The organism is Modestobacter lapidis (assembly GCF_054780755.1).
In genome coordinates, this window is record NZ_BAAGVS010000022.1 from 57,478 (window position 1) to 72,495 (window position 15,018).

The window sequence follows — 15,018 nt, forward strand, 5'->3', positions numbered from 1 at the left end:
AGTAGCCACCGTCCGGGTGTTCGTCGCCGCGTCAGGTCCACAGCTGGGTTGTCGGCGGCCCGGCGCCGCTGCAGCAGCGTGCCCGCCCGGCACTCACCCCTCCGGGGTGAGTGCGCCCCACTGCGCGCCCCTGCCCGCCCGGGAGTCCGGGCGGGCAGGGGTGGTCGCGCTCAGCCGCAGATGGCGCCCTGGGCGGCGGAGCCGACCAGCTTGGCGTACTTCCCCAGCACACCGGTGGTGTAGCGCGGGGCCGGCGGGGCCCAGCCCTCGGCCCGGCGGGCCAGCTCGGCCTCGTCGACCAGGAGGTCCAGGGTGCGGGCGGCAAGGTCGAGCCTGATCGGGTCGCCGTCGCGCACGAAGGCGATCGGGCCGCCGTCGGTGGCCTCGGGCGCGATGTGCCCGACGCACAGACCGGTGGTGCCGCCGGAGAAACGACCGTCGGTGAGCAGCAGCACGTCCCGGCCGAGTCCGGCGCCCTTGATCGCGCCGGTGACGGCCAGCATCTCGCGCATGCCCGGCCCGCCGCGGGGCCCCTCGTACCGGATGACGACCACGTCGTTGGGCTTGAGGGTGCCCTCGGTGACGGCGTCCATCGCGCCCTGCTCGCCGTCGAAGACCCGGGCGGTGCCCTCGAACACCTCGGCGTCGAAGCCGGCGGACTTCACCACCGCGCCGTCGGGCGCCAGGGAGCCGCGCAGCACGCTGAGCCCACCGGTCTTGTGGATCGGGTCGTTCATCGCGTGGATGATCGCGCCGTCGGGGTCCGGCGGGGAGATCTCGGCGAGGTTCTCCGCCAGCGTCTTGCCGGTGACGGTCAGCACGTCGCCGTGCAGCAGGCCGGCGTCCAGCAGTGCACGCATCACCACCGGGACGCCACCGATCCGGTCGACGTCGGTCATCACGAACCGGCCGAACGGCTTGACGTCGGCCAGGTGCGGCGTGCGGTCGCCGATCCGGTTGAAGTCCTCCAGCGTCAGGTCGACCTGCGCCTCGTGCGCGATCGCCATCAGGTGCAGCACGGCGTTGGTGGAGCCACCGAGCGCCATGGCCACGGTGATGGCGTTCTCGAACGCCTGCTTGGTCATGATCTGCCGGGCGGTGATGCCCTTGCGGAGCAGGTTGACCACGGCCTCGCCGGAGGCGATCGCGATGGCGTCCCGGCGGGCGTCCGGCGCCGGCGGTGCGGCGCTGCCGGGCAGCGCCATGCCCAGCGCCTCGGCGACGCTGGCCATCGTGTTGGCCGTGTACATGCCACCGCAGGAGCCCTGCCCGGGGCAGGCGGCCTTCTCGATGGCGGTGAGCTCGTCGCGGGTGATCTTGCCGGCGGCGCAGGCGCCGACCCCCTCGAAGACGTCGATGAGGGTCAGGTCCTTGTCGCCGAGCTTTCCGGGGAGCGTGGAGCCGGAGTAGACGAACACGCTGGCCAGGTCCAGCCGGGCGGCGGCCATCAGCATGCCGGGCAGCGACTTGTCGCAGCCGGCCAGCAGCACCGAACCGTCCAGCCGCTCGGCGAACATGACGGTCTCCACGGAATCGGCGATGACCTCACGGGACACCAGGGAGGCGCGCATGCCCTCGTGGCCCATGGAGATGCCGTCGGAGACGGAGATGGTGCCGAACTCCAGCGGGTAGCCGCCGGCGGCGTGCACGCCCTCCTTGGCCCGCTTGGCCAGCCGGTCCAGGGAGAGGTTGCACGGGGTGATCTCGTTCCAGGACGAGGCCACCCCGATCTGCGGCTTTTCCCAGTCGTCGTCACCCATGCCCACGGCGCGGAGCATCGCCCGGGCCGGGGCCTTGGCGTCCCCGTCGGTCACCTCACGGCTGCGGGGCTTCATGTCGGCGGTGCCGCTGTCGGCGGCGGGGCGGTCCTCGACGGTCGTCACGTCCAGGCATGCTAGGCCGCTCCCGCCAGGCGGCGGACAGCCACCGTCGGCAACCGGCGCCGCGGGCCCCCGGCGGCAGGCCTGGGATCATCTGGAGACGTGCCTGTCGCTCGCTTCCGGATGAGCCGGACCGCACTCCTGCCCACCGCCCTGCTGCTGCTCTGCGTCCTGCCGGCCGCCACGGCCGCACCGTGGGCCGTGGTTCTCCTGCTGCTGCCCGTCCTCGTCGCCGCCTGGGTGCTCCGGGTCGGGGTGGACGTGGCCGGGAGCACCCCCGACGCCGACGCCGCCGGCGAGCCGGGTGCCGGCGTCACGGTGCGCTCGCTGGTGGGCCGGCGGCACGTGCCCTGGCCCGAGGTGGCCGGCATCCGGATCGGTTCCCGGGGAGACCTGTGGCTGGTGACCACCGGCGCGACCGAGGTACGGCTGCCGGTGGTCCGGCTGCGCGACCTCCCGGCGCTGTCGGCCGCCTCCGGTGGACGGATCCCGGCCCCGGTGGCGCCCTAGAGACCTGGACAGCCGTCGCTTTGCATGATCATGCACTGGTGTGCATACTTCTCGACGTGTCCAAGGTGCTCACGTCCCTGCCCGTAGGCGAACGCGTCGGGATCGCCTTCTCCGGCGGCCTCGACACCTCGGTGGCGGTCGCGTGGATGCGCGACAAGGGGGCCGTGCCGTGCACCTACACCGCCGACATCGGCCAGGCCGACGAGCCCGACATCGGCTCGGTACCCGGCCGCGCCACGACGTACGGCGCGGAGGTCGCCCGGCTCGTCGACTGCCGGGACGCTCTCGTCGAGGAGGGCCTCGCAGCCCTGACCTGCGGGGCGTTCCACATCCGGTCCGGTGGTCGCAGCTACTTCAACACCACCCCGCTCGGGCGGGCGGTCACCGGGACGCTGCTGGTGCGCGCGATGCTCGAGGACGGCGTCCAGATCTGGGGCGACGGCTCCACCTACAAGGGCAACGACATCGAGCGGTTCTACCGCTACGGCCTGCTGGCCAACCCCGCGCTGCGGATCTACAAGCCGTGGCTGGACGCCGACTTCGTCACCGAGCTCGGCGGGCGCAAGGAGATGTCGGAGTGGCTGGTGGCCCACGGGCTGCCCTACCGGGACAGCGCCGAGAAGGCCTACTCCACCGACGCCAACATCTGGGGCGCCACCCACGAGGCGAAGGCGCTGGAGCACCTGGACGCCAGCATCGAGATGGTCCAGCCCATCATGGGCGTCCGGTTCTGGGACCCCGAGGTGGAGATCCCGGCCGAGGACGTCACGGTCGGCTTCGAGTACGGGCGGCCGGTGACGATCAACGGCACGGAGTTCGACTCGGCCGTCGACCTGGTGCTGGCGGCCAACGCCATCGGCGGCCGGCACGGCCTGGGCATGTCCGACCAGATCGAGAACCGCATCATCGAGGCCAAGAGCCGCGGTATCTACGAGGCGCCGGGAATGGCCCTGCTGCACGCCGCCTACGAGCGGCTGGTCAACGCGATCCACAACGAGGACACCCTGGCCACCTACCACAGCGAGGGCCGGCGGCTGGGCCGGCTGATGTACGAGGGCCGCTGGCTGGACCCCCAGGCGATGATGCTGCGCGAGTCGCTGCAGCGCTGGGTCGGCATGGCCGTCAGCGGCGAGGTGACGCTGCGACTGCGGCGCGGCGAGGACTACTCACTGCTCGACACCGCCGGGCCGGCGTTCAGCTACCACCCCGACAAGCTCTCCATGGAGCGCACCCAGGACTCCGCCTTCGGGCCAGTGGACCGGATCGGCCAGCTCACCATGCGCAACCTGGACATCGCCGACTCCCGCGCGAAGCTGGAGCAGTACGCCCGGATGGGCATGGTCGGCGGGTCCACCCCGACGTCCATCGGCGCCGCCCAGGCGGCCTCCACCGGGCTGATCGACGCGACGCAGCAGGGTGGGGCCGAGGCGATCGCCTCCCGCGGCCGGGTCTCCGCCCACGACGAGCTGCTCGACCGGGCCGCGATGGAGTCCGGCACCGATTAAGGACCCCGTCCTCCTCATCCCTCGCAAGCTCGGGACGAGCCTCGGGACGGGGCCATCCCGGCCACCACAGGCCCCCAGAGGTGAGGCTCTCTAGTAGTCGGCGACCACGTTCCGCAGCGGCTCCCCGGCGACGATCCGCGCCAGCTGGTCGGTGACCGCCCGCACGGCCCGGTCGCCGCTCTGCGGCACCAGGCCACCGACGTGCGGGGTGAGCAACAGCCCGGGCGCCGACCACAGCGGGTGCCCTTCGGGGAGCGGCTCGGGGTCGGTCACGTCCAGGGCGGCCCGCAGCCGGCCGGCGGTCAGCTCGGCCAGCAGCGCGGCGGTGTCGACGACGACCCCCCGGGCGGCGTTGACCAGCAGCGCGCCGTCGGGCATCGCGGCGAGGAAGCCCGCATCGACCAGACCCCTGGTCTCCGCCGTGACCGGGACGATCAGGACGACCACGTCGGCGTGCGGCAGCAGGGCGGGCAGCTCGTCGACGCCGTGGACGCCGTTCCGCGGGGTGCGGGCCACGTAGGTCAGCTCGACGTCGAACTCGCCCAGCATCCGCCCGACCGCGCGCCCGATGTCGCCGGCGCCGACGACGAGCACCCGGGCCCCGACCAGCGAGGCGTGCACCCCCTGGGACCACCGGCCGGCGTCCTGCTCGCGGACGAAGGACGGCAGCCCGCGCTGGGCGGCGAGCGTCGCCGCCACCACCCACTCGGCGGTGGCGGCGGTGTGCGCGCCGCGGGCGTTGCACAGCAGCAGGCCCTCGGGCAGCCGCCCGACATGGGCGTCGGCGCCGGCGCTGACCAGCTGCACCAGCCGCAGCTGCGGCAGGCTCTCCAGGAAGCCGTTGTCCGGCACGCCGGGGCCCGGCGGCACCCAGACCTGGGCCTGCGCGGCCTGCCCGGTCACCGGACCGGCCTGCGGGTCGGCCACGTGCGCGCGGATGCGCGGGGACACGGCCCGCGCGGCCGCGGCGAACGCCTCGGACGGCACCAGCACGTGCAGCTGCTGATCAGGGCTGAGGGCCAGGGTCGGGGCCGTCCGCGGTTCGGGCACGGGTCCCGACCCTAGGGGCCCGGCCGCACGTACTGTGGCCGGGGTGGGCAGGCGGACGACGGGGCGGGCGGGTGCGCGCCGGGCATGGCTGGCCCCGGCGCTGGCCGGCTGCCTGCTGGCCGCCGGATGCTCGAGCGGCTACCAGCCCGCCGGACCGTTCCGCGACCGCCCGGAGGGACCACCGCCCCAGGTCGCCCCACCCTCGGGCACGGCACCGGCGCCCGCGCCGGGCGACCCGGCCGAGCCGGGCAGCAACCCGGGGCCCGGTGGCGACCCCAACGTGGTGGCCACCGACCTGACCGTCCCCACCGGCCTGGTCGTGCTGCCCGACGGGACGGCGGTGGTCGGGGAACGGGAGACCGGCCGGCTGCTGCAGGTCTTCCCCGACCGCTCCCCCGCCCGCGAGCTGATGACCCTGCCCGGGGTGGACACCACCGGCGAGGGCGGCCTGCTGGGGCTGGCCCTCTCGCCGACCTTTCTCCAGGACGGGCTGCTCTACGCCTACCTGAGCACCCCGACCGACAACCGGGTGGTCCGGTTCCCGCTCGGTGGCACGCCGAACCCGGTGCTCACCGGCATCCCCCGGGGCGAGGTGCGCAACGGTGGGGGGCTGGTGTTCGGCCCCGACGGGACGCTGTACGTGGGCACCGGCGACACCGGGAACCCGGCGCTCGCCGCCGACCCGGCGTCCCTGGCCGGCAAGGTGCTGGCCATCGACGTCTTCGGCCAGCCGGTCGGCGACGGCCCGGTGTTCACCCGCGGGCACACCGACGTCACCGCCCTCTGCGTGGGCGGCGACGAGCAGCTGTACGCCACCGACGACCTGGCCACCGGCCCGGATGAGTTCGACGCCCTCGCCGCCGGCGGCGACCACGGCCCGGGCGGGCGGTCGCCGGTGCTGGAGGTGCCCGAGGCCGAGGCGGGGCTGGGTGGCTGCGCCGTCTCCGGGCCCTACGTGTTCCTCGGCGCGCGCACCGGCGAGCAGGTGCTGGTGGTCGAGCTCGACGGTCGGCGCGACCCGGTCGCGGAGCCCGAGGGCTTCCTCACCGGCCAGTACGGCCGGCTGCGCACCGTGGTGATCGACCCGGCCGGGGCGCTGTGGATCACCACGTCCAACGAGGACGGCGCGGGCACCCCGGCGGACGACGACGACCGGGTGCTGCGGGTGCTACCGCCGTCTTCGGACGCCGACTCCCCGCTGTAGAGAAAGGACCCCGCTGCCCCCCGCCACTCGCAAGCTCGTAGCGGGTCCCTGCAGCGGGGCCTGACCGTCGCCCCCGGTCCTCGCTCCGCTCGGGCCGGGCCCCTGCGACGGGGCCGATGGGCGTCGGAGGAGCCGGTCGGCTCAGGACGTGTGGACGCGCTCCTCCAGCATCCGGCGCACCGTGGCGGCGTCGGCCTTGCCGCGCGTCGTCTTCATGACCGCCCCGACCAGCGCGCCGAGCGCCTGCACCTTGCCGCTCTGCACCTTCGCCACCACGTCGGGGGCGCCGGCGATCGCCGCCTCGACGGCGGCGACCAGCTCGTCGGACTCGCCCAGCACCGCCAGGCCCTGGGCCTCGACGACCTTCGCCGGGTCGCCCTCGCCGGCGAGCACCCGGTCGAGCACCTGCCGGGCCAGCTTGTCGTTGATCGTGCCCTCGGCGATCAACCCGGCCAGCTCGGCGACCTGCGCCGGGGTCACGGCCAGCTCGGCGAGCTCGCTGCCGGCCTCGTTGGCGCGCCGGGCGAGGTCACCCAGCCACCACTTGCGGGCGTCGGTGGGGCTCGCCCCCGCGGCGACGGTCTCCTCCACCAGGCCCAGGGCGCCGGCGTTGGCCAGCCAGGTCATCTCGTTGCCGGAGATGCCCCACTCCTGCTGCAGCCGGGACCGGCGGGCGGCCGGCAGCTCGGGCAGCCCGGCCTTCAGCCCGGCAATCCAGTCGGCATCGGCGGCGATCGGCACCAGGTCGGGCTCGGGGAAGTACCGGTAGTCGGTGGCCTCCTCCTTGCTGCGCCCGGCGGAGGTGGAGCCGGTGTCCTCGTGGAAGTGCCGGGTCTCCTGCACGATGCGCCCGCCGTCGTCCAGCCGGGCGGCCTGCCGGCGCATCTCGTAACGCACCGCGCGCTCGACCGAGCGCAGCGAGTTCACGTTCTTCGTCTCGGTGCGGGTGCCCCACTCGGCGGCGCCGGCCGGGTTGAGCGAGATGTTGACGTCGCAGCGCAGGCTGCCCTGCTCCATCCGCACGTCGGAGACGCCGAGGGCCTGGACGATCTCGCGCAGCTCGGTGACGTAGGCGCGGGCCACCTCGGGGGCCCTGGCCCCGGCGCCCGGGACGGGCCGGGTGACGATCTCGACCAGCGGGATGCCGGCGCGGTTGTAGTCGACCAGCGAGTGGTCGGCGCCGTGGATGCGCCCGGTGGCGCCACCGACGTGCAGGTTCTTGCCGGTGTCCTCCTCCAGGTGCACGCGCTCGATCTCCACCCGGTACGTCTCGCCGTCGACCTCGACGTCCAGGTGCCCGCCGACGCACAGCGGCTCGTCGTACTGGCTGGTCTGGAAGCCCTTGGGGATGTCGGGGTAGAAGTAGTTCTTGCGCGCGAAGCGGCACCACGGCGCGATCTCCGAGCCCAGCGCCAGGCCGATCTGGATCGTCGCGGCGACTGCAGCCTCATTGGCCACCGGCAGCGAGCCCGGCAACCCGAGGCAGACCGGGCAGGTCTGGGTGTTGGGCTCCGCACCGAAGGTGGTCGAGCAGCCGCAGAACATCTTCGAGGCGGTGCCCAGCTCGACGTGGGTCTCCAGCCCGATCACCGGCTCGTAGCGGGTGGTGACCTCGTCGAACTCGACGAGCCGATCAGTCGTCACGGGGTGTGTCCCTCCGAGGTGGGGTCCGGGCCGGGGCGCGACGGCGGCGGGGCGATGCGGCCGGTGAACCATGCGCCGACCCCGGTGAGCACGCCCAGGACGATGAAGACGGCGAACACGTTCCGGCCGGTGACCGCCCAGAGGACGGCGCCGGCGACGATGACGAAGACGGTGAGGCCCCAGGCGGCCTTCATCGCGCCGTTCATGCCGCGGCCGGAGTGGGGAGCTCGTCGAGCAACCGGTGGCCGCGGGCGGCGTCCTGCGCGGCCTCCAGCGCGGCGGCGACCCGGTAGCACCGGTCGTCGGCCAGCGCGGGCGCCATCACCTGCAGGCCGACAGGCAGCCCCTCGGACAGCCCGCAGGGCACCGAGATGGCCGGCACGCCGGCCAGGCTGGCCGGCAGGGTGCAGAGGTCGGCGGCGTACATGGCGATCGGGTCGTCGACCCGGGCACCGATCGGCCAGGCCACCGTCGGGCTGGTGGGGCTGACCAGCACGTCGACACCCCCGCCGTCGGCACCGCCGTAGGCGGCCGTGAAGTCGCGCGTGATCAGCGTGCGCACCTTCTGCGCCTGCCCGTAGTAGGCCTCGTAGTAGCCGCTGGACAGCGCGTAGGTGCCCAGGATGATGCGCCGCTTGACCTCCGGGCCGAAGCCCTGCTCCCGGGTGAGCGCCATCACCTCGTCGAGGTCGGCGCTGCCGTCGTCACCGACCCGCAGGCCGAACCGGACGCCGTCGAAGCGGGCCAGGTTGGACGATGCCTCGCTGGGCGCGATGAGGTAGTAGGCCGCCAGCGCCAGGTCGAAGGACGGGCAGGACACCGGCCGGACCTCCGCCCCCAGCTCGGTGAGCAGCGCGACCGCCGCCGCGACGCGCTCCAGCACGCCGGCGCCGTAGCCCTCCTGGTGCCCGTCGCCGCCGAGCTCGGTGACCACGCCGACCTTCAGCCCGGACAGGTCGCCGCGGGCGCCCTGGCGGGCCGCCGCGACCAACCCGGGAAGTGGCGCGTCGATGCTGGTCGAGTCGCGCGGGTCGTGACCGCCGATCGCCTCGTGCAGCAGCGCCGCGTCGAGCACCGTGCGGGCCATCGGGCCGGCCTGGTCGAGGCTGGAGGAGAACGCGATCAGCCCGTACCGGGAGACCGAGCCGTAGGTGGGCTTGTGGCCGACCAGCCCGGTGACCGCCGCCGGCTGGCGGATCGAGCCGCCGGTGTCGGTGCCGATCGCCCAGGGCGCCAGGTGCCCGGCGACCGCCGCGCTGGAGCCACCGGAGGAGCCGCCGGGGATCCGGTCGAGGTCCCAGGGGTTGCGGGTCGGGCGGTAGGCGGAGTTCTCGGTGGAGGAGCCCATCGCGAACTCGTCCATGTTGGTCTTGCCCAGCAGCACCGTGCCGGCCGCCTTGAGCCGCCCGGCGACGGTGGCGTCGTAGGGCGGGCGCCAGCCCTCGAGGATCTTCGAGCCACTGGTGGTGGGCACGCCCTCGGTGACCACCACGTCCTTGAGCGCGACCGGGATGCCGGCCAGCGGGCCGAGCTCGCCGCCGGCGGCCCGCGCGCGGTCCACCTCGGCGGCCGCGGCCAGCGCGGCATCGGGATCGACGTGCAGGTAGGCGCCCAGCCGGGCGTCGTCGGCGGCGATCCGGTCCAGGTGGGCGCGGGTGACCTCCACCGCGCTCACCTCGCCGGTCGACAGCGCCGACTGCAGAGCGGCGACGTCGAGCGTCGTCAGATCGGTGCTCATCGCTCCGGGGGTGCTCACGCTTCCTCCTGCAGGATCCGCGGCACGCGGAACCGGTCGTCCTCGGCTGCCGGGGCGCCGGCCAGCACCTGGTCGCGGGGCAGGCTCGGCGTGACGACGTCCGGGCGGAAGACGTTGGTCAGCGGAACGACGTGCGAGGTCGGGGGGACGTCGGCGACGGCCGCCTCGCCGACCCGGGCGACGGCGCCGAGGACGACGTCGAGCTGCCCGGCGAAGACGTCGAGCTCCTCGTCGGTCACCGCCAGGCGGGCCAGCCGCGCCAGGTGCTCGACGTCCGTGCGGGAGAGGTTGCTCATGCTGCGCTCGGACCCCATTCCGTCTGCCGGTCGGACCGGTCTCCAGTGCGCTCCACGACCAGCCACTCTACGGGGGCCGGAACGGCCCGCGACGCGCCCGGGGTTGGCCACGGAGGCCCTCGATGCGGGAAGCTGACCCCCGATCGACGGCGATCGCCCCGCACCCCGGACTCCCGGGGCCAGGCACAGGACGGCACCCCGGAGGGAACCGTGTCCTACCTCTTGCGGCTGGTCGTCCCCGACCGGCCCGGCATCCTCGGCGCGGTCGCCACCGCGCTCGGTGGCGCCGGCATCGACATCGTGTCCGTGGACGTCCTCGAGCGCGGCGGTGGTGTCGCCGTCGACGACGTGGTGGTGGAGCTGCCGCCCGACCGGGTCGCGGACAGCCTGATCACGGCCGTGATGACGGTGCCCGACGTGCGGGTGGAGTCGTTGCGGCCCTACGCCGGGCCGCTGGACACCCACCGCGAGCTGGTGCTGCTGGAGGCGCTCGCCCGGGCCGGGGCCGGCACCGCGAAGCTGCTGGCGGCCGAGCTGCCCCGGGTGTTCCACAGCGGCTGGGCGACCGTGCTGGCCCCGAAGGGAACCGGCGGGGCCGGCGTGCTGGCCACGTCCGACGCCGCGCCGACCTTCGACGGGGTGGCGCTGCCCTGGCTGCCGCTGGCCTCTCCCCTGCTGCTGCCCAGCGACGCCGAGTGGGTGCCGGAGCGGTGGCGGGAGCTGGCCGTGGAGATGATGGCCTCACCGCTGGACGACGCGGGCACGGCGGTGGTGGTGGGCCGCTCGGGCGGTCCGGCGTTCCGCCGGTCGGAGCTGCTGCGGTTCGCCCATCTCACCGGGATCGCCGCCACCGTCGGCCGGCTGCCACCCGCCTAGCTCTTCGCGGTCCCATCCGAACCGTCGCCGATGGTGGCGACCTCGCGGGCGGCATCAGGCCCCTGTTCCAGCAGCACGGCGAACCCGTCGTCGTCCAGGATCGGCGCCTTGACCGCAACCGCCTTGTCGTACTTGCTGCCCGGGTCGGCGCCGACCACGACGAAGCCGGTCTTCTTCGACACCGAGCCGGTGACCTTGCCGCCGCGTTGCTGGATGGCGGCGATCGCCTGGTCGCGGCTGAGATCGCGCAGCGACCCGGTGACCACGACGGTGACGCCGGTGAGCGGACCGGGGCCGGTATCGGACTCGGCATCGGCCATCCGGACGCCGGCCTGCCGCCACTTCTCGACCACGCCGAGGTGCCAGTCGACGGCGAACCAGTCGCGGACGGCGGCGGCGATGGTGGGGCCGACGCCCTCGGCGGCGGCCAGCTCCTCCTCAGTGGCGGCCCTCAGCCGGTCGATGGAGCGGAACTCGCGGGCCAGCGCCTGGGCGGCCGTCGGGCCGACGTGCCGGATGGACAGCCCGACCAGCACCCGCCACAGCGGGACGTCCTTGCGGGTCTGCAGGTTGGCGAGCAGCTTCTGCCCGTTGGCCGACAGGGTGCCGTCCTTCTTGGTGAAGAACGACGCATGCTGCAGCGCCTCGGCGTCGAGAGAGAAGACGTCGCCCTCGTCCTCCAGCAGGTGCGAGGACAGCAGGGCGACCGCAGCCTCGTAGCCGAGCACCTCGATGTCGAAGGCGCCGCGGCCGGCGACGTGGAAGACCCGCTCCCGCAGTTGCGCGGGGCAGGACCGGGCGTTGGGGCAGCGGATGTCGGCGTCGCCCTCCTTCTCCGGGCGCAGTTCGGTGCCGCACTCGGGGCAGTGCGTGGGGAACACGAACTCGCGCTCGTCGCCGGTGCGCGCCGCCACGACCGGGCCGAGCACCTCGGGGATGACGTCGCCGGCCTTGCGGATGACGACGGTGTCGCCGATGAGCACGCCCTTGCGCTTGACCTCGCTGGCGTTGTGCAGGGTGGCGAGCTGCACGGTGGAGCCGGCGACCTTGACCGGCTCCATGTAGGCGAAGGGCGTGACCCGGCCGGTGCGCCCGACGTTGACCCGGATGTCGTGCAGCTTGGTGGTCGCCTCCTCCGGCGGGTACTTGAAGGCGATCGCCCAGCGGGGGGCGCGGCTGGTCGACCCGAGCCGGCGCTGCAGCGCGACCTGGTCGATCTTGACCACGACGCCGTCGATCTCGTGCTCGACGGAGTGCCGCTGCTCGCGGTAGCGCTCGATGTAGGCCCACACCGCCTCGAGGTCGGGAACCACCTCGTAGCGGGTGCTCACCGGCAGGCCGAGAGCGGCCAGCTGCGCATAGGCCGCCGACTGGCGCTCGGGCTCGAAGCCCCGGCGGGCGCCGACGCCGTGCACGACCAACCGCAGCGGCCGGGTGGCGGTGACCTTCGGGTCCTTCTGGCGCAGCGAGCCGGCGGCGGCGTTGCGGGGGTTGGCGAAGGGCGCCTTGCCCGCCTCGACCTGGGCGGCGTTGACGTCGGCGAAGGCGGTGACCGGGAAGTAGACCTCGCCGCGCACCTCGACCAGGTCGGGGACGTCGTCGCCGGTCAGCTGCTGGGGGACGTCGGCCATGGTGCGGACGTTGGCGGTGACGTCCTCGCCGGTGACGCCGTCGCCGCGGGTGGCGGCGCGGACCAGCCGGCCGCGCTCGTAGACCAGGTCGATGGCCAGGCCGTCGACCTTGAGCTCGCAGAGGTAGCCGGCACCGGCGGCGCCGTCCCGGTCGGCGCGGGCGGCCCAGGCGGAGAGCTCGTCGGAGGAGAAGGCGTTGTCCAGGCTCTGCATCCGCTCCAGGTGCGTGACCGGGGCGAAGGTGGCGCCGAAGCCGCCGTTGACCTTCTGGCTGGGCGAGTCGGGGGTGACCAGCGCGGGGTGGGCCGCCTCGAGTACCTTCAGCCGGCCCATCAGCTCGTCGTACTGGCCGTCGCTGACCAGCGGCGCGTCCTGCACGTAGTAGGCGAAGGCATACCGGTCCAGCTCCTCGGCCAGGTCGCGGTGCCCGGTGCGGGCCTCGTCGGGGACCTGGGTGAGGTCCTCCCGGTCGACGGCCGCGGCCACCGACGGCTGGTTGGCCTGCTGCTCCACCTCTGCCTCGGTGCTCACCAGCGAACCGTAACCGGCGGCTACGACGACGACCCGCGCTGCGAGCCGCGGTCAGCCCGCGGGCGCGTCCGGGCCTGCCCCGCCCGCCCGTGGACTGCCTGGCGGGAGGCTGCGGCCGCGGTGACGCCGGTCAGGTGCGCGTTCTGCGGGGAGAAGCCGAAGGTGGCGCTCTCGACCCCTACGCCGCCATCGTCTCTCCCGCGGGCATAAGGCGGAGGCATCGCAGCGCGAGCAACAGTTCCTCGCGCACGGGCATTGCCTCCAACAGCGGCTCCACCCGGATGCCGACGCCGTTGCACGAGTTCTCGACCCGAGCTGGGACGGCGAGGACATCGAGTCCGCCCGGCGGTGTTTTTTGCCCTGCAGGCGGCTTCAGGGACGCAGCCCCGGACGCCGCACTCTAGGCTCTGCTCAAGCGCTCCGTCGGGAGTGACACGGCCGCCCGCTCTCAGGCGTGGCGCTACGGTGCCGGGCTGGATGTGAGCCGGCCGAGCACCCTGCATCGAGGGATGCACCGCGATGCCGGGCTGCATCAAGAAGCGTTATCCGTCCCGACCCGCTGCACTGGTCGCGTTGAGGGCCATCCAGCGGTGGAGTCGTGAACGCCGACGAAAGGCGCCGACGGGCGCTTACCTCTGTCCCCTGTGCCATGGGCAGTGGCACCTGACCTCCAAGTCACCGACGCAGTCCCCGCCGTGGCGAAGGAGGCGACAGCCCGAGTCGACCGACCCGTCGCCGCTCGCTATGGGGCAGGCGATGGTGGCTCGGCCGGCGCGAACGACTTCAGCGCTTCAACCTGGTCTTCAGTGAGGACCCACCGAAAGTTGACCGGCTTCGGATAAATCTCAGCTTGCGCCCACAGTTCGGTGCGAACGCTCGACGCCGTGCCAATCTGTCTGCCGCGCGCGAGCAGGTTGTCCCGCAGTCCCGTGGCATCGAAGAGGTAGACGCTGTCGATGCGCCATGGCCGCGTTCCGCCATGTGAACTCATCGCCGCGCTAGCCGGACCAGTCATCACGAGGTAGTCGTCCGGCATCGCCGGTGACGTCAGGTCGAGGATGCCCTCTCGCCGCAGGTACCACTTCACGTTGACCGATCGCCGCTGGAGTGGACCGGAGCGGAAGTAGCCGTCCAACGCGGCCGCCGACGCGGACTTCTCGAGTGCGATATCGAAGATCTCACCAGCGATCCACTCCCCCAGGTGGCCGGACGTCATCGGTCGCTGGATAAGCGCGGCGATCTCGCCGTCAATTCGATTGCGCTCCCCGAGCAGGTCCGCGATCCGCCGCAACGCCTCATGCTTCACGAGACCAGTCTGCGCCGCGGACGCTGTCGCCTCCGTCAGCGGACTGTCGCAGCGGCGCAGGAGGCCGCGCCGCGCACCCCCGCCCCTGTCCCATAGTGGGCCGCTCAGGGACACCCAAGGTCGCTGCCCGCGCGGCAGCCGCAGGGCGAGCATTGGCGGCCGGGCACCCGGCGAGCAGGTCGCTAGATCCTTGGGCCGATGACGATCTCGGATCCATCCGGGCGATACGTGCGCCATCGGCCGTCGGGTGGTCGTTCGACCCGGAACCCGTGGTGGACCTTGGTGTGGTGCCGTTCGCACAAGAGGCCGGAGTTCTCCAAGTTGGTCTCGCCGCCGAACAGCCAGTGCAGGAGATGGTGCACGTCGCACCACCAGTGCGGTGCTCCACAGCCGGCGAACACGCAGGTCCCGTCCCGCCGCACGACCGCCTTGCGAAGCCCCGGTGTGACCACGCGGTGATCGCGCCCCAGATCAAGCGGCACCCCCTCCGGGCCCATCACGATCCGGGAGATGCTGCCGTCGCAGGCCAGCCACCGGGCCCGCTCGGCGGAGATGCACGCTCCGAAGCCGGTGGCCGCAGCGCCGGCACCGGTGGCCGGGTCGGCGAAGTCATCGACGTCGAGGTTGAGGACCACATGCGGCTTCACCGTCCGCAGGAACGGCAGGTTCCCCGACGCCAGCTGGTTGTCACACAGCTGGACGAGCGCGTCGGCGTGCTGCTGCGCGCGGGTTCGGTCATCGCCCTTGGGCCGGTCGGCCTGCACGATCGACTCGATCGCCGCCTGCACCTTCTCCCCACCCACCGCGTCGAGGTCGAACCGGCCGGTAA

Annotated in this window: 13 protein-coding genes; 4 read left to right on the top strand and 9 right to left on the bottom strand. The window is 73.4% G+C overall.

Features of this window, described 5'->3' with window-relative positions; translation table 11 throughout:
• Nucleotides 1-170 precede the first annotated feature (170 nt).
• Nucleotides 171-1,883, bottom strand: coding sequence for a dihydroxy-acid dehydratase (ilvD, locus tag ACYVG5_RS17610; RefSeq protein ID WP_460683400.1), 1,713 nt, complete (start codon nt 1,881-1,883; stop codon nt 171-173).
• A gap of 99 nt (nt 1,884-1,982) precedes the next feature.
• Here ilvD and ACYVG5_RS17615 point away from each other — a divergent pair, with 99 nt between their 5' ends.
• Nucleotides 1,983-2,390: a PH domain-containing protein gene (locus tag ACYVG5_RS17615; RefSeq protein WP_222049216.1), complete on the top strand. Its 408-nt coding sequence runs from the start codon at nt 1,983-1,985 to the stop codon at nt 2,388-2,390.
• A gap of 56 nt (nt 2,391-2,446) precedes the next feature.
• A complete protein-coding gene (argG, locus tag ACYVG5_RS17620) occupies nt 2,447-3,895 on the top strand; it encodes an argininosuccinate synthase (RefSeq protein WP_222049215.1) in 1,449 nt (482 codons plus the stop codon).
• Between the two features lie 90 nt (nt 3,896-3,985).
• Here the strand turns inward: argG and ACYVG5_RS17625 are convergent, their stop codons facing one another.
• Nucleotides 3,986-4,945 carry a 2-hydroxyacid dehydrogenase gene (locus tag ACYVG5_RS17625; RefSeq protein ID WP_222049214.1) on the bottom strand — a complete coding sequence of 320 codons (960 nt, stop codon included), beginning with the start codon at nt 4,943-4,945 and terminating at the stop codon, nt 3,986-3,988.
• A gap of 43 nt (nt 4,946-4,988) precedes the next feature.
• Here ACYVG5_RS17625 and ACYVG5_RS17630 point away from each other — a divergent pair, with 43 nt between their 5' ends.
• Complete coding sequence (locus ACYVG5_RS17630) at nt 4,989-6,149, top strand: PQQ-dependent sugar dehydrogenase (protein ID WP_222049213.1); 1,161 nt, start codon at nt 4,989-4,991, stop codon at nt 6,147-6,149.
• A 141-nt stretch (nt 6,150-6,290) separates the two neighbouring features.
• Here the strand turns inward: ACYVG5_RS17630 and gatB are convergent, their stop codons facing one another.
• The 4 genes from gatB to gatC are packed head-to-tail and all read right to left on the bottom strand — an operon-like array spanning nt 6,291 to nt 9,845.
• Entirely contained in the window at nt 6,291-7,793 is a 1,503-nt protein-coding gene (gatB, locus tag ACYVG5_RS17635; protein ID WP_460683401.1) for an Asp-tRNA(Asn)/Glu-tRNA(Gln) amidotransferase subunit GatB, read from the bottom strand.
• Nucleotides 7,790-7,987, bottom strand: a complete 198-nt coding sequence (locus ACYVG5_RS17640) for a hypothetical protein (RefSeq protein ID WP_460683402.1) — start codon at nt 7,985-7,987, stop codon at nt 7,790-7,792. Before ACYVG5_RS17640 ends, gatB begins: the two co-directional genes overlap by 4 nt.
• A gap of 8 nt (nt 7,988-7,995) precedes the next feature.
• Nucleotides 7,996-9,549, bottom strand: coding sequence for an Asp-tRNA(Asn)/Glu-tRNA(Gln) amidotransferase subunit GatA (gatA, locus tag ACYVG5_RS17645; RefSeq protein ID WP_460683403.1), 1,554 nt, complete (start codon nt 9,547-9,549; stop codon nt 7,996-7,998).
• On the bottom strand, nt 9,546-9,845 hold the full coding sequence (gatC, locus tag ACYVG5_RS17650) for an Asp-tRNA(Asn)/Glu-tRNA(Gln) amidotransferase subunit GatC (RefSeq protein WP_222049210.1): 300 nt from the start codon (nt 9,843-9,845) through the stop codon (nt 9,546-9,548). Before gatC ends, gatA begins: the two co-directional genes overlap by 4 nt.
• A gap of 210 nt (nt 9,846-10,055) precedes the next feature.
• Here gatC and ACYVG5_RS17655 point away from each other — a divergent pair, with 210 nt between their 5' ends.
• Complete coding sequence (locus tag ACYVG5_RS17655) at nt 10,056-10,721, top strand: ACT domain-containing protein (protein WP_222049209.1); 666 nt, start codon at nt 10,056-10,058, stop codon at nt 10,719-10,721.
• Here ACYVG5_RS17655 and ligA read toward each other — a convergent pair.
• From ligA to ACYVG5_RS17670, 3 genes are all read right to left on the bottom strand, one after another.
• Complete coding sequence (ligA, locus tag ACYVG5_RS17660) at nt 10,718-12,883, bottom strand: NAD-dependent DNA ligase LigA (protein ID WP_222049208.1); 2,166 nt, start codon at nt 12,881-12,883, stop codon at nt 10,718-10,720. The genes ACYVG5_RS17655 and ligA overlap by 4 nt on opposite strands.
• A gap of 742 nt (nt 12,884-13,625) precedes the next feature.
• Nucleotides 13,626-14,189 (bottom strand): hypothetical protein, encoded by a 564-nt coding sequence (locus ACYVG5_RS17665; RefSeq protein WP_222049207.1) that lies wholly within the window; start codon nt 14,187-14,189, stop codon nt 13,626-13,628.
• A gap of 182 nt (nt 14,190-14,371) precedes the next feature.
• Nucleotides 14,372-15,018, bottom strand: a 647-nt coding sequence (locus ACYVG5_RS17670) for an HNH endonuclease signature motif containing protein (RefSeq protein WP_460683404.1), incomplete at its 5' end; no start/stop codon positions are given.

Bases quoted from the DNA above. Each gene is read 5' to 3' on its own strand.
- gatC (WP_222049210.1), bottom strand. From the start codon at position 9,845: ATGAGCAACCTCTCCCGCACGGACGTCGAGCACCTGGCGCGGCTGGCC.
- ACYVG5_RS17640 (WP_460683402.1), bottom strand. From the start codon at position 7,987: ATGAAGGCCGCCTGGGGCCTCACCGTCTTCGTCATCGTCGCCGGCGCC.